Genomic DNA, 23,904 nt, shown 5'->3' with positions numbered 1-23,904 from the left:
GGTATGGAACGTGGGCGACAACCGCTTCGGTGCCTTCGTCGCCACCTCGCGCGCCAGCCAGGCCAACTATGCCTACCTGTCCAAGGACATGCTGGCGCGCGGCCTGGGTTATGACTGGAACATCTATGCACCGGACTGGGATCGCGCCGTCGCGGCTGCATACTGCGCACCGGGCACCTACAACAAGGCACGCTGTGCATTCAGCGGCGGCGTCAACAGCATCGACGATGCCTACTACCAGAGCCGTGCGCTGCGCGATGACAACCTGTACTCGATCGACGCCGACATCCGCCTGGGTGAACAGGGCCGCCTGAAACTACTGGGCTACCACCACGAAAACCGTGGCCAGGGCCACTGGTGGGCACCGGGCCAGCCGTCCTACCCGGGCACCGACAGGATGCTGCCGATCTCGATCCGCAGCACCAACTACACCATCAACCGCGATGGCGTGACCGCTGCGCTGTCGTGGACGCTGGGCATCCACGAACTGGAAGCCGGTGTGTGGTACGAACAGAACGACCATAACGTCTCGCGCAACTTCTACTACATCAGCGGCCCGTTCCTGGACGACCTGTACCTGCAGAATCCGGACCGCCGCCTGTTCAACCAGGACTTCGACATCCGTACCCGCCAGTTCTATGTGCAGGACCGCATGCGCTTCCTCGACCAGCGCCTGACCGTGGACGTGGGCATCAAGAGCCCCAACACGCGCATGACTGCCAAGGCCCAGCCGGGCGTGGAAACCAGCATCGCCTCGGGTACGCTGACCGCCAAGGAATCGGTGCTGCCGCAGCTGGGCGTGGGCTTCAAGCTCAACGCCAACAATGAAGTGTTCGCCTCGTACGCCGAGAACATCGCCGCCTTCGTCGGCGGCGGCAGCGGTGGCCCGCTGCAGGTGTCGCCGGAATCGTTCGCGGCCAGCGCCGGCCTCGAGCCGGAGAAGTCCAAGAGCCTGGAAGCTGGTTTCCGTACCTTCGGCGAGAAATACCAGGCGTCGATCGCGGCCTACAACGTGAAGTTCGACAACCGTCTGCTGTCGTTGAACCCGTGCTCGAGCATCGAGGTAGGCACGCGTCCGGAGTGCGTGACGCGCTTCATCAACGTCGGTTCGGTGAAGAGCCATGGCGCAGAGCTGACCTTCATCCTCAAGCCGGTCGATGGCCTGCAGTGGTACAACGCGCTGTCCTGGAACAAGACCACCTACGAGGATGACTACACCTCGGGCGGTGCGATCGTACCGGTGGCCGGCAAGATCACCGTGGATACGCCGCAGCGCATGGCGTCCAGCGAGATCAGCTGGAACCGCGATGGCTTCTTCGCCAGCCTGCGCGCCAAGTACACCGGCAAGCGGTACTACACCTACACCAACGACCAGTCGGTGCCGGGCGTGACCACCTTCGATGCCGGCGCCGGCTACGACTTCGGCCCGGGCATGGGCCTGCGCAACGTGCGGGTGTCGTTGAACGCGACCAACCTGACCAACAAGCGCTATGCGGGCCAGCTGAGTTCGTTCGCACCGACCGATCCGAAGGGCACGCGGTATGCAATCCATGCGAGTGCGCCGCGGCAGATCTTCATGACGGTGGCGGCGGAGTTCTAAGTCGAAAGCGGGCGCTGCGGCGCATTGATTGTTCCTGCATGGCGCGGGCAGGCAGGCCCATGCAGGACACGCCGTAAACCCGTCCATGGGGGCTCGATGGCGCCATCCATGGCGCCAACGGTCCTGCATGGGCCTGCCTACCCGCGCTGGACAGTTCCCCGCGCCGGCGCGGAGGCAATGGAAAGCAAGAGCAAGAGCAAAAGCAAAGAGCCGGGCAGTGCCCGGCTCTTTGCTTTTCAAGCGCAATCCCTTCGGCGCGGTGATGTGCTGCCGCCCGCGCGGGAAACTGTCTGGCGGCGGTGGGGCACCCTGGCCAGGACCGTGAGGCGCATGGATGCGCCGATCGAGCCCCCATGGATGGGTTTACGGCGTGTCCTGGCCAGGGTGCCCCACCGCCGCCAACCGATATCAATCGAGGCGCCAGCGCATCATCCCGCCAACGCATTTCATTCCGGCGCCAGCTGGTCCATCCGGATGCGGTTGGCGAACAGCGAGAACGCCAGCATGCCAGCCAGGCCGTTGGCCCGGCTCATCCAGTGCGGCAGCCAGCGCGGGGGCTTCAGCACACCCGATTCGAACAGCGGGGCGAACGCGATCGCATCGGTCAGGCTCATCTTGCCGGCGAACAACCAGCGGCAGACCTGCAGGCGATCCTCGGCCAGCATGTGGCGGAAGAAGGTATGCACCGACACCAGCCCGCGCAGGTACACCGTGTCCTTGGTGAAGGCCAGGCCGCCACTCGGCGGCACACCGCGGAATACCCGCTGCGCCGACGCGAAGCTCTCTTCCGGGTTCTGCCCGGCATCGCAGAAGTAGCGGAACACCTCGATGAAGTCCGCACCTTCGCGCGCCATCGCGATCGCCTCGGTACGCAGGCTGATGCGCTTCAGGCGCTCGATGTCGATGCTGCCGGTGATCTGCTCGGCAAACGTCGCCAGTCCTTCCTGGGTGGCCGTCACCCGTGGCGAAGACAGCGCCAGGCTCGGCAGCACCGGCTGCGCGCGACCGTTCAACGCCGTCAACGAATGCACCAGCGCTTCGTGGTGGAACAGCTGCGCGCGATCGTAAGCGCTGAAACGCGCGCTGGTGCGCAGGCGGATGCGGGTCGGTCCGGCAGCCGCCTTCGAGACCAGTTCCGGATCCAGCTGCACCTGGATGATGCGTGATTCGAAAAACGCATCGAGATCATTCTGCAGCTGCAACTGCAGGGCGATGGCCGAGACCGGCACCTGCTCTTCCGGTGCCAGCAGTTCGTGATCCAGTTCGGCAGCAATCTGGATGAAGTGGCGCGCCGCATCGCGCGTGCTCGGTCCGTTGCCCGGCAACGGTTGCTCGGGCGAACCGAACAACTGCATCGAACAGGCATCCACGGCCGCGGTACCGAGGCCTTCCAGCAGCTGCGCTGCCAGATCCCAGCTCTGCGCGGACTGCTGCACGTAATGGCCCAGCGGATGGCTTTCGTCACACTCGGCAGCGAGCGCGGCCAGCGCGCGACGCTCGTCGCTGAAGTCCAGCTTCGGGTAGTCGACCACCGGCAGCGTCGGCTGGCCACGGGCCACGCTGTCCAGGAAGGGTGCCTGCAGTGTCGCCGGCCAGCTGGTCAGGCCCAGCAGGCGGATGCCTCCTACGGCCTCGACCAGGCGCGCATCGAGCGCTGCATGGTGGGCCACGTCACGGTCCAGCGTCGCGGTCGGTTCCATGGGCGGACTATAACGCCCTGCCCGCGCGTTGGTAGGTGCCAACCTTGGTTGGCATCCGCCGACGGCGGGCTTCGGACACCTCCGTGCCAACCAAGGTTGGCACCCACCAAGAGCGGGCAGAGGCCGGCTTCGGACGCCTCCGTGCCAACCAAGGTTGGCATCTACCGGAAGCGGGTTTCCGGCACCGCGGGGTCAACGCCGGCGCGGTTTGCCCGCCGGGCGGAACTGCTGGCTCTTGCCCTTCCGGCCACCGCGTTCCTGCACGGTCTCGGCCTGGCGCACGGCCAGCTTGGCAGCGGCGGCGGCCACTTCTTCCTTCAACTTGAAGTAGTTCAGCAGCCGGCTCTCTTCGATCTCGCCGGCATCGATCGCCGCACGCACGGCACAGCCGGGTTCCTGCTGGTGCATGCAGTCGCGGAAGCGGCACTGCGCGGCCAGCGCTTCGATGTCGGCGAAACCGCCTTCGGCCAGCGTTTCTTCGCCGGTCGGCTTCAGTTCGCGCATGCCCGGCGTATCGATCAGGCAGGCGCCCATCGGCAGTGGCATCAGTGCGCGGTGGGTGGTGGTATGGCGGCCGCGCGAATCGTTGGCGCGCACTGTATTGGTCTTCATCCGCTGTTCGCCCAGCAGCGTGTTGGTCAGCGTCGACTTGCCCGCACCGGAAGAACCCACCAGCACCACCGTGCGGCCGGGGCCCAGCCACGGCTCCAGCACTGCAACACTGTCGGCATCCAGGCCATTGATCGCATGCAGGGCGATGCCCTGCATCTCCAGTTCTTCCAGTACCGCCAGCGCATCTTCGCTGTACTCGGTCTGGTCGGCCTTGGTCAGCACCACCACCGGTTCGGCACCGCCACCGCCCACCAGCAGCAGGTAGCGTTCAATACGGCGCGGATTGAAGTCAGCATCCAGGCCACAGACGATGAAGACGGTATCGATGTTGGCSGCGATCACCTGCTGGTGGTAATGCTCACCGGCAGCGCCACGCTTGATGGCGGTACGTCGCGGCAACAGGGCAACGATGCGGATGCCATCCAGCAGCACCCAGTCGCCCACCGCCGGCCGTTCGTGGCTGGGGAAGCGCGGGCGCTGCCACTCCGGCAGCGATTCGGCCTTGATCGATGCCTCCGGGCCATCAGCCACCACATAGTGGGTGCGATGCTGCTCGATCACCCGCGCCGGGTGGGCCTGCGGGTGTGCGGCCATCACGGCCTGCCAGTCGGCCTGCTGCGGCGGGCCCGGCCAGGGCCAGCCAATGGTCTGCAGAGCGGTGAAATCGGGGGTCTGGGTCATCGCCGCCATTCTACCTGTGTGGTGCCGCCCAGCCCAATGTTGGCGGGCCCTGCGGCCCTTGCCATGCGCTGCAGCAATTCCGCTACCATGGAAGCCCCATGCCTTTTGCGGCCCACCGCCCATGTCCACTCCCTCGCCCAAACCCCTGGTCATCCGCGAGCGCCTTTCCGAAGTGCGCTACGAAATCCGCGGAGAACTGGCACGGCGAGCCCGGGAGCTGGAAGCGCAGGGCCACAAGCTGATCAAGCTCAACATCGGCAATCCCGGCGCTTTCGGCTTCCGTGCACCGGAACACCTGCAGCGCGCGATCGCCGATGACATGGGCCGCACCGATCCGTATACCCACCAGCAGGGCCTGCCGGTCGCCCGCGAGGCCATCGCCGCCGCCTACGCCCGCCGTGGCGCACCGGATGCCCATCCGGACCGCGTGTTCGTCGGCAACGGTGTCAGCGAGCTGATCGACCTGTCGCTGCGTGCGCTGCTCAACCCGGGCGACGAAGTGCTGGTGCCCTCGCCGGACTACCCGCTGTGGTCGGCCTCGACCATCCTCAACGATGGCCGCCCGGTGTATTACCGCTGTGCCGCCGAGAACGGCTTCCAGCCGGACCCGAGCGAGATCGAGACGCTGGTGTCCTCGCGCACGCGCGCCATCGTGCTGATCAATCCGAACAACCCCAGCGGTGCCAGCTACCCGCGTGAGCTGCTGGAGCAGGTGGTGGAGATCGCGCGCCGCCACAACCTGCTGCTGCTGGTCGATGAGATCTACGACCAGATCCTGTACGACGACGCGGTGTTCCAGCCGGTCGCACCGCTGGCCGGTGACCATCCCTGCCTGACCTTCGGCGGCCTGAGCAAGGTGCACCGCGCCTGCGGCTGGCGGGTGGGCTGGGCGCACCTCAGCGGCGACGACGCGCGGCTGGGCGACTTCCGCGCCGCGCTGGACCTGCTGGGCGCACTGCGCCTGTGCGCCAACGTACCGGGCCAGTACGCCATCGACGCCGCAGTGAACGGCCCGGACACCATTTCGGAACTGTGCGCACCGGGTGGCCGCCTGTATGAAACCCGTCGTGCGGTGATCGAAGCCTGCGAGGCCAGCGAACACCTGTCGCTGGTTGCCCCCGCCGGCGCGCTGTACGCGTTCCCGGCCGTGGTCGGTGCCGCTGCCAAGGGCTTCGACGATCATAATTTCGCGCTCGACCTGATGAACAACGACGGCGTGCTGGTGGTGCCGGGCTCGAGCTTCAACGTGCCTTACCGCCATCACTTCCGCGTGACCCTGCTGCCGGAGGCGTCGGTGATGCGTGACGTGTTCGCCCGTATCGACCGCGCCCTCGCCCGCCGTGCCGAAGACGCCACCAAGGTGGTGCCGCTGAAGCCCCGCCGGTCGGTGGCTTGATCGATGGGCTTGTCGTATCTGGCCCTGGGCGATTCCTACACCATCGGTGAAGCGGTCGCGGTCGACGGCCGCTGGCCGCATCAGCTCGCCGCCGCCCTGCGCGCGCAGGGCATCGCGCTGGGCGACCCGCAGACCATCGCCACCACCGGCTGGACCACCGACGAGCTCGACGCCGGCATCGACGAAGTGGCGCCGCAAGGGCCGTTCGACTTCGTCAGCCTGCTGATCGGCGTCAACAACCAGTATCGCGGGCGTCCGCTGGACGAGTACCAGGTGCAGTTCCAGGCCCTGCTGCAGCGCGCGATTGGTTTTGCCGGCGACCGTGCGGACCGGGTCCTGGTGCTGTCCTTCCCGGACTGGGGCACCACGCCGTACGGTGCAGGCAGCGGACGCGACCTGGGCCAGATCGAACTGGAAACCGACGAGTTCAACGCTGCCGCCGAGGTGATCAGCACCCAGCAGGGCGTGGCCTTCGTCGACATCACCGATATCAGCCGCGACACCGGCGCTGACCCGGCGATGATCGCCGAGGATGGCCTGCACCCGTCCGCACGGATGTACGGGCTGTGGAGCGCGCGTGCGCTGCCGGTGGCCGCACACCTGCTGGGCAGGACGGACTGAGACGATGGACGGCACGCCACGGAACGGCACGCCCCTGCCCTGTTCGCCGCTGGATGCCGGGCAGGCGCGCCTGATCGCCGAGTCCTTCCGGCCGATGCAGGCCTGGGGCAGCCGCCGCGATTACTACTACACGCGCGGCAAGCTGGGCAGCGACCCGCTGTATGACGGCGTACTGCAGCACCTTCCCGATGACGGCCAGCCGGTGCTCGACCTGGGCTGCGGGCTGGGCCTGTTCGCGCATGTGCTTCGCCAGCGCGGCCGCCAGCAGCGGTATCTCGGGGTCGACGTGGACAGCGACAAGATCGCCCGTGCGCAGCGCGCCGGCAGTGGCCTGGCCGACGTACGGTTCGACTGTCTGGATGTGCAGGCGCCGTTGCCGGTGCATGGTGGACATGTGCTGCTGCTGGATGTGCTGCAGTACCTGGACGAAGCGCCGCAACTGGAGCTGCTGCGCGCGGTGAGCGCGCGGGTCGCGCCCGGTGGCCGCCTGCTGCTGCGCACGCCGCTGGCGACCGGCGACCGCCGCGACCGCACCACGCGGGTGGCTGACCGACTGGCCTGGCTGGTCGGCTGGATGGGCACGCGACCGCGCCATTACCCGGATCCGCAGCGGCTGCAGGCCACGCTGGCGGCTGCCGGCATGCAGGTGGCTCCGTTGCGTCCGCTGCATGGGCGCACGCCGTTCAACAGCTGGTTGCTGGTGGCCGAGCGGCCGGGAACTGCGGCCAACGGCTGAGCCCCTCGTGGTGGGCGGCTGTCTACGGGGGCTGCCCGGGCGGGATGGGCTGCGCGGGGACGCCGTGAACCCCTCCTTGGGGGCTTAGCCGCGCCATCCATGGCGCGGATACCCCGCGCAGCCCACCCCACCCGGACACGGACGGTTTACGGGCGCGTCCACCACGGAAGACAGGAGAAAAGCGAAGGGCAAACGCGGGTCGCTTCGCTCTTGCCGCGCTGCGCGCTCGCCGGGCATGGCCCGGCGCCACCGGTCACCTGGCCGGCAGTTCGGCTTTCAGGCCGCGCTCGTCCAGCACCTGCAGCACCCGTTCGATGATGGCCAGGTTGTGGCCATGTGCGGCACCTTCATGCAGCAGCACGATCGCGCCCGGGCGCAGGTCCGGGAGCAGACGCGCCAGCACGCCATCCGGGGTGCAGCCGACGCCGTCRTAACCGCGGGCGCTCCAGCCCACGCGCACCAGGCCCAGCTTGCGCAGTACCGGCGCCACGAACGGGTTGGTCATGCCCACCACCGAGCGGTACCAGCGSACCGGTCGCCCACTCACCGCCTGCAGCGCTCGCTGGCAGCCCTCGATCTCCGCCGCCATCGTGCCCGGGCCCAGCCGCCAGAAGCGCGCCTGCGGATGGCTGTGGCTGTGGTTGCCGAGGTCGTGTCCGCGACGCAGGATTTCCTCCACCAGGGCCGGATGCGCCAATACGCGCTCGCCGACCAGGAAAAAGGTCGCCTTCGCCTGGTGCCGGTCCAGCAGATCCAGCACCGCCGGGGTCTGTTCACTGGGGCCGTCGTCGATGGTCAGCCAGACGCTGTTGCCAGCCTCGGGCAACCGGCTCAGCACCGGCGCGTAGAAGCGGCTGTTGGGCAGGAACACCGGCACCATGAACAACGCGTGGCTTGCCACCATCAGGGCCAGGCCCCAGTGCCAGCCCGCCAGCACCCAGACCAGGATCACGGCCAGCTGCGACAGCACCAGCCAGGGCACCCAGCGCCAGGGCTGGGTCGGGATGCGATGCAATGTTCCTGCGTTGGTCATGCCCCATGATGCCATGGGGGGTAGAATTGATGATTCGAATTTTTCGGACCCATGACTGCCATGTCCCTCGATCCCGCCCTGCGTTCGCGCATCGAAACCATCCTCAACGACAACCGCGTCGTGCTGTTCATGAAGGGCCAGCCGTCGATGCCGCAGTGCGGCTTCTCGGCCAAGGCCGTGGGTGCCCTGCAGGACCTGGGCGTGGAGTTCGCCCACGTCAACGTGCTGGCTGACGCGGAGATCCGTGAAGGCATCAAGGCCTATGGCGACTGGCCGACCATCCCGCAGCTGTACATCGACGGCGAACTGGTCGGCGGCAGCGACATCGTGCTGCAGATGGCCGCCAGCGGCGAGCTGAGCAGCGTGCTGGGCCTGGCTGCACCGGACCGCACCCCGCCGCGCATCACCGTCACCCCGGCCGCGGTGGAAATGCTGAAGGGCGCGCTGGCCGATTCGCCGGGTGCGTCGCTGCAGTTGGGCATCGATGCCCGCTTCCAGCCGAACTTCCAGCTGGCCCCGTACGATGAAGGCGCGATCGCCGCCGAGTCCAACGGCCTGCGCGTGCAGTTCGACCTGGCCAGCGCCCGCCGCGCCGATGGCATCACCATCGACTGGGTCGACGACATCCGTGGCAAGGGCCTGGCGATCGACAACCCGAACGCGCCCAAGCCGGTGCAGGAAATCAGCGTGCGTGATGCCGACGACCTGGTGCGTGCCGGCAACGTGATGCTGGTGGACGTGCGCCCGGCCGAAGAACGCGCCATTGCCGCTGTCGGCGTGCCGTTCAAGAGCTTCGATGGCAACGGCCGCGCCGAGCTGGAAGCCCTGCCCAAGGACACCGCCCTGGCCTTCCTGTGCCACCACGGTGGCCGCAGCGCGCAGGCAGCAGAGCAGTTCCGTGCGCTGGGCTTCAGCAAGGTGTTCAACGTCACCGGCGGCATCGATGCCTGGTCGGACGAAGTGGACAACGGCGTGCCGAAGTACTGATCGGCTGCGCTTGATGCACAGGAAAAACGCCGGCGAAAGCCGGCGTTTTCTGTTGAGCCCATCCACGCATGGCGTGGATCTACTCCTTCCGTGTCCCAAGCGCGGGGGCTGACGTTCCGGTTACCCGGCGAACCCGCCTTCGGCCAGGTAATCCAGTTCTTCCGGCGACGGAATGCGGCCAAGCACCGCATTGCGGTGCGGGAACCGGCCGAAGCGGCGGATGATGTCGCGGTGCAGTTCGGCGTACTGCAGGTATTCCTTGTCACCCAGCACGTCGAACATCGCGACCGAGCGGTCCTGGTCCAGCGGATCTTCGGAGTGCTCGAACGGCAGGTAGATGAAGGCGCGCAGTTTGGGGACCAGCTGCAGGTCCAGCCCCTCCTCGATCGCGCGCGTGGCGTAGTGCCGTGCGAGGCCATCGGTGGCATAGGAATGGGCCGTGCCGCGGAAGCAGTTGCGCGGGAACTGGTCCAGCAGCAGCATCAGCGCCAGCGCGCCCTCGGCGCTGCCCAGCCAGTGCTCGCGCGCGCGCGATGCGGCAGCGTGGTGTTCGTCCGCGAACAGCGTACGGAACCGCGCGTCGAACGCATCATCGCGGGCAAACCACTTTTCAGGGCCCGCGTCCTTCCAGAATTCCACCACTTGCGCGGCAACGTCCATCACCTACTCCCCAGGGCCGGCGCGCCGCGCCAGGCCATCATCATCATTCGTCGAAGCGCAGGTGGCGGACCGACTTGCCGTTGCGCCGGATAAGCTTAAGCGCCTCGATGCCGATCTGGATATGGTTTTCCACGAACTGCGAGCTGACCTTGGCGTCGGACGCCTCGGTTTTCACCCCGTCCGGGATCATCGGCTGGTCTGAAACCAGCAGCAGGGCCCCGCTGGGAATGTGGTTGGCGAAGCCGGCAGCGAAGATCGTCGCGGTTTCCATGTCGATGGCCATGCAGCGCATCGCCCGCAGCCGCTCCTTGAAGGCCTCGTCGTGCTCCCAGACCCGGCGGTTGGTGGTGTAGACGGTGCCGGTCCAGTAATCATGGCCGAGGTCGCGGATCATGGTCGAAACCGCACGCTGCAGGGCGAAGGCCGGCAAGGCCGGCACTTCCGGCGGCAGGTAGTCGCCCGAGGTCCCCTCGCCGCGGATGGCCGCGATCGGCAGCACCAGGTCGCCCAGCTCGTTCTTGCGTTTCAGCCCGCCGCACTTGCCCAGGAACAGCACGGCCTTGGGCATCACCGCTGACAGCAGATCCATGATGATCGCGGCATTGGGGCTGCCCATGCCGAAGTTGATCATGGTGATGCCGTCGATGGTGGCGCTGGCCATCGGCCGGTCCAGGCCGATCACCGGCGCCCCGGTCAGCGCGGAGAACGTATGCAGGTAGCCCCCGAAGTTGGTCAGCAGGATGTGCTGGCCGAACTGGTCCAGAGGCACGCCGGTATAGCGCGGAAGCCAGTTGTCGACGATGTCCTGCTTGCTCTTCATGGGCGCTCCGGTACGGCGTGGGGAGCACCATTTTCCGGGAGGCGGTCGTTGCCGTCGAGATGGCCGATGGCGACCCGTGAAAAAGGACACTTGGCAAGCACGCCGCTCCCCGGCTAGCGTCGGTGGGTTGAACACGCTGCCAAGGGGATCTGCATGACATCGACGTTGTTGCGCGCCGGGTTGGGTCTGGCGCTGGTATCGCTGAGCACGGCGCCGGCCGTGGGCGCTTCGCGCTTCGTGGCCGATCCCTACCCGAGCACCTACCAGGCGCACCCCGATGGGCCGCTGCTGATCCAGAACGCAACGGTGCTGACCGGCACCGGCCAGCGCCTCGACAACGCCGATGTGCTGCTGCGCGATGGCCGCATCGTCGCCGTCGGCGATGCGCTGCAGGTCGATGCCAGCGTCACCCGCATCAACGCCGACGGCAAGTGGGTGACGCCCGGCCTGATCGACGTGCACTCGCACCTGGGCGTCTATCCCAGCCCCGGTGTCGGCGCGCACAGCGACGGCAACGAGATGACCGCGCCGGTCACCGCCAACGTCTGGGCCGAGCACTCGGTATGGCCGCAGGACCCCGGTTTCCAGGCGGCGCTGGCAGGCGGAGTGACCAGCATGCAGGTGCTGCCCGGCTCGGCCAACCTGGTCGGTGGCCGCGGCGTAACGCTGAAGAACGTGCCTGCCACCACCTACCAGGCAATGAAGTTCCCCGGCGCGCCGTGGGGCCTGAAAATGGCCTGCGGCGAAAACCCCAAGCGCGTCTACGGTGGCGGCAAGGGCGTGGCACCTGCAACGCGGATGGGCAACGTGGCCGGTTACCGCGCAGCCTTCATCGACGCAGCCGACTACATCGCCAAGAACAAGCCGAAGCCGGCCAAGCGCAAGGGCTGGTTCGGCAGCGACAAGGGCGACAGCGCCGGTGATGCCGGCGGCAAGCGCGACCTCAAGCTGGATACGCTCGCCGGTGCGATCCAGGGCGATATCCGCGTGCACATCCACTGCTATCGCGCCGATGAAATGGCCACCATGCTCGACCTGTCCAAGGAATTCGGCTTCAAGGTGGCCGCCTTCCACCACGGCGTGGAGGCCTACAAACTGGCCGACCGGCTGGCGGCCGAAGGCGTGTGCGGGGCACTGTGGGCCGACTGGTGGGGCTTCAAGATGGAAGCCTTCGACGGCATCGCCGAGAACATCGCGCTGGTCGACCGGCCGAAGAACAGCTGCGCCATCGTCCACTCCGACTCGCCCGAGGGCATCCAGCGCCTGAACCAGGAGGCAGCCAAGGTGATGGCCGCCGCGCGCCGCGCGCACATGCCGGAGATCGCGCCGGAACGCGCGATCACCTGGATGACCGCCAACGCCGCCAAGGCGCTGGGCATCGAGGCGCAGACCGGCACGCTGGAGGCCGGAAAGATGGCCGACGTGGTGATCTGGAACGGCAATCCCTTCAGTTCGTATGCACTGGCCGAGCAGGTGTTCGTCGATGGCCGCCGTGTGTACGACCGCAGCACGCCATCGGCAACGCCGCGGTCGGATTTCCAGCTTGGACAGGAGTTGCGCTGATGGGCATGTTGAACAAGCGCCGCCGGGCATGGCCCGGCGCTACCTTGGTTGCGCTGTTGGTGATGACAACCGCAGCCTCGGCGCAGGACCTGCTGGTGCGCGGTGCGACGGTCGCTACCGCCAGCGCACGTGGCAACGTGGAAGATGCCGATGTGCTGGTGCAGGGCGGCATCATCCGTGCGGTGGGCCGGGGCCTGTCCACACCGGCCGGTGTGCCGGTGGTCGAAGCCAAGGGACGCATGCTGACCCCTGCCCTGTTCGGTGGCATCACCGAGATCGGCATCGAGGAAGTATCCGGTGAATCAAGCACGGTCGACAGCGCACTGAAGATCGGCGAGCAGCCGCTACGCCCGGAGTTCGACGTGACACTGGCCTATAACCCGGCATCCGTGCTGATTCCGGTGGCGCGCCTGGACGGCATCGGCTTCACTGCGCTGGGCGCGGCCACCGGCGGTGGCTTCGTCGCCGGCCAGGGCGGCGTGGTGCGTTTCGATGGCAGTGCCGACCCGATCGGCCCGCGCGCGCTGTTCCTGCGCCTGGGTGCTGCAGCATCTGAACTGACCGGTCAATCGCGCGCGGCGCAGTGGATGCTGCTGCAGCAGATGGTGGACGAGGCACGCGGCCAGGTGGCCGCCGATTCGCCGCATGCGCTGCTGACCCCGGCCGGCCGCCGCACGCTCGCCCGCTATCTGTCCGGGCAGGGCCGCATCGTGGTGGAAGTGGACCGCGCGGCCGACATCCGCCAGCTGCTGCGCTGGGCGGCCCGCGAGAGGGTGAAGATCGCCGTCGCCGGCGGTGCCGAGGCCTGGCAGCTGGCACCGGAACTGGCAGCGGCCAAGGTGCCGGTGTTCGTCGACGCACTGGGCAACCTGCCGACGACCTTCGACCAGATCGGCGCCACCTTGGAAAACGCCGCGCGGTTGCAGCGCGCGGGCGTACCGGTGGCCTTCGCCCAGCGCGATGATGCCTCGCACAACGCACGCAAGATGCGCCAGCTGGCCGGCAATGCGGTGGCCAACGGCCTGCCCTGGGCCGACGGACTGGCCGGGCTGACCCGGGTACCGGCCGAGGTGCTGGGCGTGGCCGACCAGATCGGCAGCATCGAGCCGGGCAAGCGTGCCGACCTGGTGCTGTGGGAAGGCGATCCGCTGGATGTGGCGCACTATGCCGAGCAGGTCTGGCTGGGCGGCCGCGCGATGCCGATGCGCTCGCGCCAGACCGAACTGCGCGACCGCTACCTGCAGCGCAACGCGCAACCCTGACCGTAACCAGGAGCCATCGATGCCCACCCTGCGCTGGTATTTCGACTTCGTCTCGCCCTATTCCTACCTGCACTGGCAGAAGGTGAAGCAGCTGCCGCAGTTCGGGCGCATCCAACCGGTGCCCATCGCCTTTGGTGCGGTACTGCACCATCTGGGCAACCTGGGCCCGGCGGAGATCCCGGCCAAGCGCCGCTTCATGTACCGCCAGCTGCTGTGGACCGCGCAGGCCGAGGGCACGCCACTGCGCTTCCCGCCCGGGCACCCGTTCAATCCGCTGGCGGCCCTGCGCCTGTGCCTGGCCGCCGGTGCCAGCACTGCGGCAGTGGACGTGCTGTTCGATTGGATCTGGCGCGACGGCCACGCCGGCGACACGGCCGAGGCCCTGCGCGAACCCGCCGCCCGGCTGGGTATCAGCGACGTAGAGGCGGCCATTGGCGAGCCGGCCATCAAGGAGCAACTGCGACGCAACACCGAGGCGGCGATCGAGGCCGGGGTGTTCGGCGTGCCGACCCTGGCCATCGACGGCGAACTGTTCTGGGGCAACGATACCCACCCGCTGATGGCGGCGGTGCTGGACGACCCCAGCCTGCTGGACCGGCCGGACTGGCAGCAGGCGGTGGCCCTGCCGGTGGCGGTGCAGCGCAGTCGCTGAACAGGGAGCGGCGCGTTTCCCTCGCGCGCCCGCCCCCGTTTTGAGATAGTTTTCACATTTCCGAACCTACAACCGCCCTGGAGGGGGAGCCGCGGATGCGCATCGGAATCGTCGTCGACTCGGCCTGCGACCTGCCGCAGGACTTCATTGCCGAGCACAACATCGTGCTGCTGCCGATCACCGTGCGGATCGGCGAAGCGGTGCTCGCCGACCACCGCGACGAGCAGGCAACGCTCAGCTTCCTGCACGCGCACGTCGCCGAGCACGGCGCCGAAGCGGAGACCATCCCCTTCAGCGTCAACCAGATCCGCGACCTGTTCCTGCAACGCTTGGTGATCGACTACGACCATGTGTTCTGCATGACCATCACCAAGACCCGCAGCCCGATCCACGACAATGCACTGCAGGCCAGCTTCGCCATCCTCAACGACTACAAGCCGGTGCGGCAGGCGGCCGGCTTCAACTCGCCGTTCGCGCTGCGCGTGCTGGATACCCAGAACCTGTTCGCCGCCCAGGCGGTGACGGCGGTGGAAGCGGTGCGGCTGCGCGCCAGTGATGCCAGCGTGCAGCAGATCCGCGAGCGCCTGGAAGAACTGGCCGGCAACGTGCACGGCTACATGGTCACCCGCGACCTGTACTACATGCGTGCCCGCGCCCGGCACAAGGGCGACCGAAGCGTCGGCCTGCTCAGCGCCGCACTGGGCAGTGCGCTGGACATCAAGCCGGTGTTGCATGGTTATCGCGGGCAGACCGGGCCGGTGGCGAAGATCAAGGGTTTCGACAATGCCGTGCTGAAGCTGTTCGGCGTGGTCGGCCAGCGCGTACGCGCCGGCCTGATGACGCCGACCGTGTGCGTCAGCTACGGYGGCGAACTGGACGAGCTGCGTRCCCTGCCCGGCTATGCGCAGATGAAGGAGGTCTGCGCCGGCCATGGCGTGACCGTGTACGAATCGGTGATGAGCCTGACCGGCATGGTCAACGTCGGCAAGGGCGCGGTCACCGTGGGTTTTGCCGATGGGCCGCATCGATTTGAATGAAGGCCAACCGCGCTCTGGAATCTGCACATCGATTCCACCGCGCCTATGCCAGCCTAGCCGCACCTCAAGGAGATCAACATGCCTGCGCAGTACCACATCAGCCTGCCCGAACCGTCCAAGGCCCGCGGCAACGACCCCGACCTGTCTTTCCATTCGCAGGGCGCTGCCGGCTTCGCCGAAGAACTGCAGAACGCGCTGCGCAATGGCAGCCTGTTCGAGCGCTGGCGCGACAAGCAGCCGGACCCGGATGCGGTGGAGCCGCAGTGGGGCGCGACCGATCCGGAGGCCACCGTGACCGGTGAGCAGAAGGACCTGCGCATCAACCTGGTGGCCACCACCCGCATCGACAGTGACGTGTTCAAGCAGCGCCTGCGCCTGCTGGCCGGGCACCACTGGGAACTGCGCGACGTGCGTTGAGTTCCGCCTCTGGTAGGCGCCAACCTTGGTTGGCGCTTTCCTGAAGGCTGCCAACCAAGGTTGGCCACTACCGGCTTCACCTTGCCGAGCTGCCGGCCAGCGGCCGGCACTACCCGGCACCTGGGTGTGCTGGTATCGTGCCGCCGCCAACGGTGACCGCACGGATTGCACATGGACCCCAAGCTGAAAGCGCTCATCGAGCAGACCAACCTGTCGGACCTGCTGCCGCCGGCGCCTCGGGAAATGGACCTGCAGCAGCCGGTGGCACCGCCGGAACCCGCAAAACCGCAGCCCGCCCGTTCCACCAGCGATGCACTGCAGGTGCATTTCGGTGGTACCGACATGGTCGGAAAGCTCGCCAATGCGCCCACCAGTGGACGGATAAAGACCTTCGCCATGATCCTGCTGGGCGGGCCGACCATCGTGTTCGGCCTGCTTCTGCTGGGCATGGTCTGGACCGAGCCGGGCAAGTCAGTGCTCGCGCTGGTCTACGGCACGGTCATCGCAGCGGTGTTGATCGGTATCTGGCCTTATCTGCTGTTCCGCAAACGCGAAAAGCCGGCGGCCTGACGCGGGCTGCCTGCCAGGATAGTGCCGGGCGCTGGCCGGCAACTCATGCAGACGGCACCTGCCGGCCAGCGGCCGGCACTACCCAACCTGCGCCTTACCAACCGCCGCCCAGGGCGCGATACAGCTCTACGCGTGCAATCGCGGCGGTCGCCCGGCTGTTGGCCAGCGCGGCCTGGTTGTCCAGCGCGATGCGCTGGGTGCTCAATACATCCAGCATGTCGACCACGCCGGCCTGGTACTGCCGACGCGCCGCACCCAGCGCCGTCTCGCTCTCATCCACCGCCACGTGCAGCTGCGCGGCACGCTGCTGTTCGGCGGCATAGCCGTCGATGGCATCGTCCACTTCATGCCAGGCCTGCAGCACGGTACGGCGGAACTGCAGGGCCGCCTGTTGCTGCTGCAGCCTGCTCAGCGCCAGGTTGGCCTTCAGGCGTCCGCCCTGGAAGATCGGCAGGCTGATCGACGGGCCGATACTGAAGCGATGCGCGTTCCAGCCATCCAGATCATCCAGCTGCCTGGCCTGGAAACCGGCATCGCCATTCAAGGTGATGCGCGGCAGGAAGCTGGCCTTGGCCACGCCAATTCCCGCCGTGGCAGCATGCAGCGCAGCCTCGGCACGGCGGACATCAGGGCGACGCTCGGCCAGTTCACTGGGCACGCCCACGGCCACGGTCGGCAACGCGGGCCAATCGCGGCGCGCGCTCTGCAGCTGCGTATCCAGTGCCTGCGGCGGCTGTGCCAGCAGGAACGCGAGTGCATTGCGCAGCTGCGATTCGCGGTGCCGCAGCGGTGCGATGCGAGCCTGCAGCGATGCCACCTGCGCCGCCGCACTGGAGACCTGCAACGTGCTGGCCACGCCCTGGCGCTGGCGCGCTTCGGTCAGCCGCTTGATGTCGTGGGCGATGCTGAGGTTGTCCTCGGTGATGGCCAGCAGCTGGCGCGTTGCGCGCAACTGCAGGTAATCACGCGCGGTCTCGGCCAGCAGCGCGATGCGCGCCGCGTGTGCATCTTCCTCAGCCATCTGCACGCGTGCGTCGGCCGCTTCCACCTGACGGCGTACGCGTCCCCACAGATCCAGTTCCCAGCTCATGCCGATGCCGGCCTGGAACAGCCCATAGTCATCGCGACCGCCATTACCGGACGGATCGTTCAGGCCTACCTCGCTGTTGCGCGCGCGTACGCCACTGGCAGTGGCGCCGACGCTGGGCAGCCGGTCGGCCGCGGTGACGCCACGCGCGGCGCGGCTCTGCTGCACCCGGTTGGCGGCCAGCTGCAGGTCGAGATTGGCCTGCAGTACCTGCGTCGCCAGTTGCCCCAGCAGCGGATCATCGAAACCGGACCACCAGCTGGCGTCGTCATCCAGCGCAGCTGAAGCCACCGCTTCGCCCTGCCACTGCGTGGGCAGCTCGGCCTGCGGGCGCACGAAGTCCGGGCCCAGCGTGCAGGCGGTCAACGCCGTGCACAGTGCCGCTGCAGCCAGTCCACGCGGGAATACGCGGATCATGCGCCTTCCCCGCCCGTGCGGTGCCGCTCGCGCTGCGCACTCTGCACCCGCTGCGGACGCTGCAGATCCACGCTGGCTTCCACCGACATGCCGGCACGCAGTTGGCCCAGCAATGCCTGCTCCGGCTCTAGCACGATCTTCACTGGAATGCGCTGCACCACCTTGGTGAARTTGCCGGTCGCGTTTTCCGGCGCCACCGCGGCGAACGTCACCCCCGTGGCCGGGGCGATGCTGTCGATATGGCCACGCAGCCGCGTGCCGGGGAACACGTCCACCGTCAGTTCGACCTGCTGCCCCGGCTGCATGCGGGTCATCTGCGTTTCCTGGAAGTTGGCGACAACGAAGGCGCGCTGCAGCGGCACCACCGCGGCCACCGGCGTGCCCGGGGTCAGGTAGGCGCCGACGCGCACTGCGCGGCGTCCCACCACGCCATCAATCGGTGCACGCAGCTCGGTGTGCGAAAGATCCAGTTCGGCACGCGCCTGCGCGGCTTCGGCGCGCTGCACGGCCGCCTGTGCGGCCTGCACCCCGGCAGCGAGGATGTCGGTGCGCTGGCGTGCGGTCGACAACGCGGCCTGTCCCTGTTGCAGATGTGCACTGGCCACGGCCTGCTTCGACTGCGCCTGCTGCGCGTTCTGCACGGTACCGGCACCGTTGCGGGCCAGCTCGCGGTAACGCTGCTGGTCGGCGCTGGCCAGGGTCAGTTCGGCGCGGCTGACATCCACACTCGCCTGGGCGTGTTCGATCAGCGAGCCCTGCTGTGCCAGCGCCGCCTGCGCGTTGGCCAGCTGCGCGCGCGCATTGCCCAGGTCGGCGCGGGCGGCCAGCAACGCGACCTGGTAGTCGCGGTCATCGATGCGGGCCAGCACGTCACCGGCCTTCACCGCTTGGTTGTCCTGCACTTCCACCGCGCTGACGAAGCCAGCGATCTTCGGTGCGACCACGGTGTAGTCGGCGACCACATAGGCGTTGTTGGTGGTCTGGTGGCGGCCATCGCGCAGCAGCAGCCAGGCACCACCGGCCAGAAGCAGTACGCCCAGGCCGAGGCCCGCGTTGAGATACGTTCGATTGATTGTCATGGGGGAGTTCCTGCGAAGGGGATCAGGCCACGGCACGTGGCGGATGGATGCGGGTGGGCATCCAGGCAATGAGGGGAATGAAGGCCAGCGCGACCAACGCGACCAGCAGGTAGAGATCGGCCGAGGTCAACGCCTGCACCTGCGCATGCAGGCGCGCGCCAAGCTGCGGCCCTTCGGCCAGCCACGGCTGTTCGCCAAGTCGCTCGACCAGCACGGTGGAGTGGAAATGGCGGCGTCCCTGCGCGACCGCTTCCAGCACGCCGCTGGCCAGCACCGCAGCAAAGCCCTTGACCGTGTTGAACCACGCCGAGGCAAAGGGACCGTCCTGTGGCGCCAAGCCGCCGGTGGCCAGCATCAGCAGCGGCAGCACCGCCATCGGCTGCGCAAACACCTGCAGCAGCTGTACCCACAGGAAGTTGTCGCGTATCCAGCTGACGTCCAGATGCGCGCCCAGCCAGCAGGCCAGCGCCAGCAGCGCCAGCCCGGTGGCCTGCACCCAACGGCAATCGATCGCACGGATGTTCAGCAGTGCGGCGACCAACGGCAGCGCGATGACCTGCGGCACCGCCACCCACAGCAGCATCGGCGCGGTCTGTTGTGGGCGATAGCCCTGCACGCTGGCGAGGAAGCCGGAAGGAATGGAGATCACCGCCAGCAGCACGAACAGCACGCCACCGAGGGTAATCAGCGAGTAGCTGAGGTTGCGGTTGGCCAGCAGCTGCAGCTTGAAGAACGGCAGTGGATGGAACCACTCGTTGATGAAGAACAGCACCAGCAGACCCGCACCACCCCCCAGCATCAGCGTGATCAACGACGAGTCGAACCAGTTCAGGCGCGGGCCCTGCACCAGGCCCAGTACCAGCAGCACCAGCGCCGGCAGGCCGAGCATCAGGCCGACGCCGTTGAACTGTGCGAAGCGCTCCAGCCGCAGGGGATCCTGTGGCAGGCCCCAGCCGACCATCGCCATCGCCGCCAGGCAATACGGCACGATCTGCCAGAACGCCCAGTGCCAGCCCACCTGCTCCACCCAGAATGCGGCCAGCGGGGTGCCCATGCTCGGCCCGAAGGTGGCGGTCAGTGCGTAGGCGGCCAGACCGTACAGCTTGATGCCCGGCGGCAGGAAGCGCAGCGCCACGCTCATCAGCAGCGGCGGCAACGCGCCCCCACACAGGCCCTGCAATGCGCGCAGCAGCAGAAAGGTCTGCAGGTTGGGGGCGAGCGGGCACAGCACGCCCAGCACCATGAAGCCGCCGATCATCGCCAGCGCAAAGCGGCGCAGCGAGAAGGTGGCTGCGCACCACGGTGCGAATGCCATCGCGCTGACCGACATGGCGCTGTACAGCGCCACGATCCAGCTGCCGTCATCGACGCTGAAACCCATCGCACCGCGGATGTCGGCCAGCGCGACCTTGGTGACGTTCTCGTTGAAACCCGACACCAGCACTGCCAGCAGCACACCGCACAGCCCAACCAGGATGCGCCGGTCGAAGCCGGGGGCAGCGACGGGCCGGGGCGCTGCCGGCGCCGCGGGCATGGCGGCCGGCGTGCTCACTGCCGGCTGCCGATCCGTGCAGTACACGGCATATATGGAGACATTGGATTGCGCTCAGTGAAACTTTCGGGAGCGCAGTCTAGAAAGGCCGTTGCCTGCGAAAAATGGCGTGCCCGGCATCGCAGGCGTGCGTACAACGCACGCCCGCGGGCAATCAGTGGTGGGCCGCCTCGACCGAATCGCACATGCCCTTGATCGCCCGCCGCAGCCACTGGTGGGCCGGGTCGTTGTCCATGCGTGGGTGCCAGGCCTGCACCAGCGCTACGGTCCGCACCGGCACCGGCAGCGGGAACATCCGCAGCGGCAGGCCCATGCGGGTGATGCGGTCGAGCATCACGCTTGGCATCTGCGGCAGCACCAGGTCCGAATCGGCGGCAGCAAAGATCGCGCCGTGGAAGGTAGGGATGACCACCGCCACCCGTCGTTGCAGGCCAAGYGCTGCCAGCTCTTCGTCGATCGGGCCATGCGCAAGCCCGCGCCGGGACACGGCGATGTGGTCGCACGCGGCGAAGCGCTCGACACTGATGTCGCCGTCGAACAACGGATGATCCTCGCGTGCCGCGCCCAGCAGCGAGGTGGTGAACAGGTGCTGCACCTTGGTTTCCGGGCTGTGCTTGCCGGCCGTGCTGATGTACAGGTCGATCCGCCCCTGCACCATCGCATCGTCATCGGTATCGCCTTCGGGCACGAAGCGCAGCATGCAGCGCGGTGCCTGCTGGCGGAAGACATCACGCAGGCGGCCGCCATAGCTGCCGATGAACACATCGTTGGCGCGCACGCTGAACGTTCGTTCCAGCGTGACCATGTCGACCTCGCGGCCCGCATTGAACACGCGGTGTGCCTGCTCGATCACATCGCGCACCTGCTCACGCAGTTCCAGCGCGCGTGGCGTGGGAGCGAGCCCACGGCCGGCGCGCACCAGCACCGGATCACCCAGGGCTACCCGTACCCGGCCCAGGGTACGGCTCATCGCCGGCGCACTGAGATTCATCCGTCGCGCAGCGGCCGCCACGCTGCATTCGTCGATCAGCACATCCAGTGCCAGCAACAGGTTCAGGTCCGGCAAGGGCATGGCAGTCTCCCGCAAATGGGATGACTCTACTGCAATCCAGATCATCCATAATTGCGTTGTACGCACGCATTGACTGCGGCGCACGGCATGGGTGCGCGCGACGACATCAGCGACCATCAGCGCCCTGCAAAGGAGCTTTCCATGTTCAACACCCTGCTGGTCGCGCTTGATGGCGGCCCCCAGCACGACCGCGTGCTGGACCTGGCCGCCACCATGGCCGGCCCCCGCAGCCGCCTGCACCTGCTGTGCGTGCTTGACCCCGAATTCGCACTGGCCGCTGGTGCCACCGATGCCGACCGCCGTGAGTATCCCGCCGCCGCCCGGCAGCAGGCGCATGCCGAAGCGGTACTGGCCGACGCCCTGGCCGAGCTGCGCGAGCGCGGCGTGGACGCCATCGCACAGCTGCCTTGCGGCGATCCTGGCGAAGTGATCAGCGCGCAGGCGCGTCGCCTGCAATGCGACCTGATCGTCATCGGCCACCGCCATCTGTCACGCCTGCAGCGCCTGTTCGAGCCCTCGGTGGGGCAATGGACGATCGACCATGCGCCTTGCCCGGTGCTGGTGGAAACACGTGATCCGTAGGTATCGCCAGCATGGCAATGTACTGGCCTGCGGCGGCCTGACGCGGGCTGCCTGCCAGGGGAGTGCCGGCCGCTGGCCGGCAACGCCTGCGCCTGCTGGATCCGACCGGGCGGTCGCGCCAGCCCCGATCAACCACGCACTTTCCTGCCGTGGCAGTCGCGCAGCCATGCTCAACAGTCCAGCGTGTCGTGCGCGCCCCCGTCGTCGTCCAGCACGTGTGCGTGCAGGATCACCTGGTTGCGGCCCGCACGCTTGGCCGCGTACAGGCCGGCATCGGCATCGGCCAGCAACTGTTCGGCGGTGGCCAGCGCCGGCGGATGCAGGTAACCCACGCCCACGCTGATGCTGACCCGGCCTTCCGGCAGCGGCAGCGCTTCCACCGCCTCGCGCAGGCGCTCGGCCAGCGCCAGCACACCCGACAGTGGGCTGCCGGGCACGATCACCGCGAATTCCTCACCGCCATAGCGCGCCACGCTGTCGGCCGCGCGCCCGGCGGTGGCCTGCAGCACCGCGGCCACCGCCTGCAGGCAGCGGTCGCCGGCAGGATGACCGTGCTCGTCGTTGAATGCCTTGAAATGGTCGATGTCCACCAGCAGCAATGCCAGTTCGCTGCCGCTGCGACGCGCCCGGTTCCATTCGGCCAGCAGCAGCGTATCGAACTGACGGCGATTGGCTACGCCGGTCAGGCCATCCTGCCGCGCCATCTGATCCAGGCCGGCCTGTCGTTCCAGCAGGTCGAGCTGCAGCAACGTGCTGCGCAGGCTGAAGCCAAGCGTTGCCACCACGAACCCGGTCAGCGCCAACGGCCGCGCGTGGTCCACCACCAGGGTGCCGACCACCAGCAGCAACAAGGGCAGGATGATCGGTCCACCGGCCTGCACCAATCGCAGCAGGCGAGGATGCAGCACGAAGCCCGGTGCGGGTGCCTGACGCAGCGCCAGCAGCGCCAGCAGCAGGAACGGCAGGTCGATCAGCAGATCGTTGTAGGCGCCGAACGACTGCTCGGCGGTGTAGTGATTGATGTAGAACGCCAGCAGYAGATAGGACAGCGCATACAGCGCCAGCGCGCGGTAGAAGCTGCGCCGTTCAGGCGCATCGCCGGCGACCCAGCGCACCACCGCGAAACCGGCGATGCACAGGTTCTGGATGTCGAACATGCGCTGCATGTGCGCCATCGCCTGGTCGTCGATATCGATGCGGTCGGCGAAGGACTGGGTATGCACGAAGAACAACACGCCCAGCAGGGCCGCCATCACGCCGTCGATCAGGCTGATGGTCCAGCGTTCGCGACGGGCGCGGGCCAGGATGAACACCAGCGGCACACCGTACAGCACATACAGCAGCAGGCTGGCGCGCGGGGTGATGTCGGCCCGTCCGGCGCCCAGTGCGTCGGCCATGTTGAAGGCCATGCCACCGGCCCAGAGCAGCAGCGCCACTGCAGTGGCACGCCAGCCCAGCGCAGCACGGTCGCGCTGACCGCGCCACAGGCAGGCCGCAGCCGCCAGCAGGGGTGCCACGGTCAGGAACACGAACGATCCCTCACCGGCCGCACCCGGCCAGAACGCCACGACCACGCCATGGCAGATCAGGAACATCAGCGCCAGCACAACCAGCATGCATCCCCCATGCGCAAGGCCGTATGGCGGCACGATAGCGCGCCGGCACGCCACAGCGGCGTGATCCACTGCGGCAAAACGGCACTCCGGGCACACGCTCTGGTCGTGCCGGCCACTGGCCGGCAACCCCAGGGAATCACGGGTCTGCAGGT

22 protein-coding genes are annotated in these 23,904 nt (G+C 67.7%); 12 read left to right on the top strand and 10 right to left on the bottom strand.

The window, feature by feature from the left end:
- Nucleotides 1–1,600 (top strand): TonB-dependent receptor (locus AC1DJN_RS09390; protein WP_478039125.1); only part of this gene is annotated, 1,600 nt, incomplete at its 5' end.
- 446 nt (nt 1,601–2,046) lie between these two features.
- Here the strand turns inward: AC1DJN_RS09390 and AC1DJN_RS09385 are convergent.
- Both AC1DJN_RS09385 and rsgA read right to left on the bottom strand, forming a co-directional pair.
- Entirely contained in the window at nt 2,047–3,300 is a 1,254-nt protein-coding gene (locus tag AC1DJN_RS09385; protein ID WP_032975427.1) for a flavohemoglobin expression-modulating QEGLA motif protein, read from the bottom strand.
- Nucleotides 3,301–3,492: 192 nt separating this feature from the next.
- A complete protein-coding gene (rsgA, locus tag AC1DJN_RS09380) occupies nt 3,493–4,602 on the bottom strand; it encodes a ribosome small subunit-dependent GTPase A (RefSeq protein ID WP_478013651.1) in 1,110 nt (369 codons plus the stop codon).
- A gap of 112 nt (nt 4,603–4,714) precedes the next feature.
- Between rsgA and AC1DJN_RS09375 the strand changes: the two genes are divergently transcribed.
- From AC1DJN_RS09375 to AC1DJN_RS09365, 3 genes are read left to right on the top strand one after another with little or no spacing between them, the layout of a single operon-like run.
- A complete protein-coding gene (locus tag AC1DJN_RS09375) occupies nt 4,715–5,989 on the top strand; it encodes a pyridoxal phosphate-dependent aminotransferase (protein ID WP_025874111.1) in 1,275 nt (424 codons plus the stop codon).
- 3 nt (nt 5,990–5,992) lie between these two features.
- Nucleotides 5,993–6,610, top strand: a complete 618-nt coding sequence (locus AC1DJN_RS09370) for an SGNH/GDSL hydrolase family protein (protein ID WP_032975424.1) — start codon at nt 5,993–5,995, stop codon at nt 6,608–6,610.
- 4 nt (nt 6,611–6,614) lie between these two features.
- The gene (locus tag AC1DJN_RS09365) at nt 6,615–7,346 is read left to right on the top strand and encodes a class I SAM-dependent methyltransferase (protein ID WP_032975423.1); all 732 of its coding nucleotides are present in this window, start codon (nt 6,615–6,617) and stop codon (nt 7,344–7,346) included.
- Between the two features lie 253 nt (nt 7,347–7,599).
- Here AC1DJN_RS09365 and AC1DJN_RS09360 read toward each other — a convergent pair whose 3' ends face one another.
- The gene (locus tag AC1DJN_RS09360) at nt 7,600–8,379 is read right to left on the bottom strand and encodes a polysaccharide deacetylase family protein (RefSeq protein WP_282279607.1); all 780 of its coding nucleotides are present in this window, start codon (nt 8,377–8,379) and stop codon (nt 7,600–7,602) included.
- 60 nt (nt 8,380–8,439) lie between these two features.
- Here AC1DJN_RS09360 and grxD point away from each other — a divergent pair, with 60 nt between their 5' ends.
- Complete coding sequence (grxD, locus tag AC1DJN_RS09355) at nt 8,440–9,366, top strand: Grx4 family monothiol glutaredoxin (RefSeq protein ID WP_025874107.1); 927 nt, start codon at nt 8,440–8,442, stop codon at nt 9,364–9,366.
- Nucleotides 9,367–9,486: 120 nt separating this feature from the next.
- Here grxD and AC1DJN_RS09350 read toward each other — a convergent pair whose 3' ends face one another.
- Both AC1DJN_RS09350 and AC1DJN_RS09345 read right to left on the bottom strand, forming a co-directional pair.
- Nucleotides 9,487–10,026, bottom strand: coding sequence for a DUF924 family protein (locus AC1DJN_RS09350; RefSeq protein ID WP_032975420.1), 540 nt, complete (start codon nt 10,024–10,026; stop codon nt 9,487–9,489).
- A 43-nt stretch (nt 10,027–10,069) separates the two neighbouring features.
- Nucleotides 10,070–10,846, bottom strand: coding sequence for an AMP nucleosidase (locus tag AC1DJN_RS09345; protein WP_025874105.1), 777 nt, complete (start codon nt 10,844–10,846; stop codon nt 10,070–10,072).
- Between the two features lie 153 nt (nt 10,847–10,999).
- Here AC1DJN_RS09345 and AC1DJN_RS09340 point away from each other — a divergent pair, with 153 nt between their 5' ends.
- From AC1DJN_RS09340 to AC1DJN_RS09315, 6 genes are all read left to right on the top strand, one after another.
- Nucleotides 11,000–12,409 carry an amidohydrolase gene (locus AC1DJN_RS09340; protein WP_025874103.1) on the top strand — a complete coding sequence of 470 codons (1,410 nt, stop codon included), beginning with the start codon at nt 11,000–11,002 and terminating at the stop codon, nt 12,407–12,409.
- Nucleotides 12,409–13,671, top strand: coding sequence for an amidohydrolase family protein (locus tag AC1DJN_RS09335; RefSeq protein WP_032975419.1), 1,263 nt, complete (start codon nt 12,409–12,411; stop codon nt 13,669–13,671). The genes AC1DJN_RS09340 and AC1DJN_RS09335 overlap by 1 nt, the downstream gene beginning before the upstream one ends.
- 19 nt (nt 13,672–13,690) lie before the next feature.
- Nucleotides 13,691–14,323, top strand: coding sequence for a 2-hydroxychromene-2-carboxylate isomerase (locus tag AC1DJN_RS09330; protein WP_032975418.1), 633 nt, complete (start codon nt 13,691–13,693; stop codon nt 14,321–14,323).
- Between the two features lie 95 nt (nt 14,324–14,418).
- Nucleotides 14,419–15,360, top strand: coding sequence for a DegV family protein (locus tag AC1DJN_RS09325; protein WP_478039124.1), 942 nt, complete (start codon nt 14,419–14,421; stop codon nt 15,358–15,360).
- Between the two features lie 78 nt (nt 15,361–15,438).
- Nucleotides 15,439–15,777 carry a hypothetical protein gene (locus AC1DJN_RS09320; RefSeq protein ID WP_025874099.1) on the top strand — a complete coding sequence of 113 codons (339 nt, stop codon included), beginning with the start codon at nt 15,439–15,441 and terminating at the stop codon, nt 15,775–15,777.
- A 171-nt stretch (nt 15,778–15,948) separates the two neighbouring features.
- On the top strand, nt 15,949–16,347 hold the full coding sequence (locus AC1DJN_RS09315; RefSeq protein ID WP_051584927.1) for a hypothetical protein: 399 nt from the start codon (nt 15,949–15,951) through the stop codon (nt 16,345–16,347).
- Between the two features lie 94 nt (nt 16,348–16,441).
- On the opposite strand, the gene AC1DJN_RS09310 is transcribed toward AC1DJN_RS09315, so the two are convergent.
- The 4 genes from AC1DJN_RS09310 to AC1DJN_RS09295 all read right to left on the bottom strand — a co-directional run bounded on the left by AC1DJN_RS09310 (nt 16,442) and on the right by AC1DJN_RS09295 (nt 21,554).
- The gene (locus AC1DJN_RS09310; RefSeq protein ID WP_282279606.1) at nt 16,442–17,851 is read right to left on the bottom strand and encodes an efflux transporter outer membrane subunit; all 1,410 of its coding nucleotides are present in this window, start codon (nt 17,849–17,851) and stop codon (nt 16,442–16,444) included.
- Nucleotides 17,848–18,930: an HlyD family secretion protein gene (locus AC1DJN_RS09305; RefSeq protein ID WP_032975415.1), complete on the bottom strand. Its 1,083-nt coding sequence runs from the start codon at nt 18,928–18,930 to the stop codon at nt 17,848–17,850. Before AC1DJN_RS09305 ends, AC1DJN_RS09310 begins: the two co-directional genes overlap by 4 nt.
- 22 nt (nt 18,931–18,952) lie before the next feature.
- Complete coding sequence (locus AC1DJN_RS09300) at nt 18,953–20,482, bottom strand: MFS transporter (protein ID WP_032975414.1); 1,530 nt, start codon at nt 20,480–20,482, stop codon at nt 18,953–18,955.
- A 154-nt stretch (nt 20,483–20,636) separates the two neighbouring features.
- Nucleotides 20,637–21,554, bottom strand: a complete 918-nt coding sequence (locus AC1DJN_RS09295) for a LysR family transcriptional regulator (protein ID WP_032975413.1) — start codon at nt 21,552–21,554, stop codon at nt 20,637–20,639.
- A gap of 141 nt (nt 21,555–21,695) precedes the next feature.
- Between AC1DJN_RS09295 and AC1DJN_RS09290 the strand changes: the two genes are divergently transcribed.
- The gene (locus tag AC1DJN_RS09290) at nt 21,696–22,136 is read left to right on the top strand and encodes a universal stress protein (RefSeq protein WP_032975450.1); all 441 of its coding nucleotides are present in this window, start codon (nt 21,696–21,698) and stop codon (nt 22,134–22,136) included.
- Nucleotides 22,137–22,306: 170 nt separating this feature from the next.
- Here the strand turns inward: AC1DJN_RS09290 and AC1DJN_RS09285 are convergent.
- The coding region (locus AC1DJN_RS09285; RefSeq protein ID WP_478039123.1) for a GGDEF domain-containing protein at nt 22,307–23,904 on the bottom strand (1,598 nt) is incomplete at its 5' end.

The organism is Stenotrophomonas sp. 05L414_2 (assembly GCF_056397905.1).
Note: the sequence above shows the minus strand (reverse complement) of the source record. Positions and strands in the feature narration are given on the sequence as shown.

Bases quoted from the DNA above. Each gene is read 5' to 3' on its own strand.
- AC1DJN_RS09385 (WP_032975427.1), bottom strand. From the start codon at position 3,300: ATGGAACCGACCGCGACGCTGGACCGTGACGTGGCCCACCATGCAGCG.
- AC1DJN_RS09375 (WP_025874111.1), top strand. From the start codon at position 4,715: ATGTCCACTCCCTCGCCCAAACCCCTGGTCATCCGCGAGCGCCTTTCC.
- AC1DJN_RS09370 (WP_032975424.1), top strand. From the start codon at position 5,993: ATGGGCTTGTCGTATCTGGCCCTGGGCGATTCCTACACCATCGGTGAA.
- AC1DJN_RS09365 (WP_032975423.1), top strand. From the start codon at position 6,615: ATGGACGGCACGCCACGGAACGGCACGCCCCTGCCCTGTTCGCCGCTG.
- grxD (WP_025874107.1), top strand. From the start codon at position 8,440: ATGTCCCTCGATCCCGCCCTGCGTTCGCGCATCGAAACCATCCTCAAC.
- AC1DJN_RS09350 (WP_032975420.1), bottom strand. From the start codon at position 10,026: ATGGACGTTGCCGCGCAAGTGGTGGAATTCTGGAAGGACGCGGGCCCT.
- AC1DJN_RS09345 (WP_025874105.1), bottom strand. From the start codon at position 10,846: ATGAAGAGCAAGCAGGACATCGTCGACAACTGGCTTCCGCGCTATACC.
- AC1DJN_RS09340 (WP_025874103.1), top strand. From the start codon at position 11,000: ATGACATCGACGTTGTTGCGCGCCGGGTTGGGTCTGGCGCTGGTATCG.
- AC1DJN_RS09335 (WP_032975419.1), top strand. From the start codon at position 12,409: ATGGGCATGTTGAACAAGCGCCGCCGGGCATGGCCCGGCGCTACCTTG.
- AC1DJN_RS09330 (WP_032975418.1), top strand. From the start codon at position 13,691: ATGCCCACCCTGCGCTGGTATTTCGACTTCGTCTCGCCCTATTCCTAC.
- AC1DJN_RS09320 (WP_025874099.1), top strand. From the start codon at position 15,439: ATGCCTGCGCAGTACCACATCAGCCTGCCCGAACCGTCCAAGGCCCGC.
- AC1DJN_RS09315 (WP_051584927.1), top strand. From the start codon at position 15,949: ATGGACCCCAAGCTGAAAGCGCTCATCGAGCAGACCAACCTGTCGGAC.
- AC1DJN_RS09310 (WP_282279606.1), bottom strand. From the start codon at position 17,851: ATGATCCGCGTATTCCCGCGTGGACTGGCTGCAGCGGCACTGTGCACG.
- AC1DJN_RS09290 (WP_032975450.1), top strand. From the start codon at position 21,696: ATGTTCAACACCCTGCTGGTCGCGCTTGATGGCGGCCCCCAGCACGAC.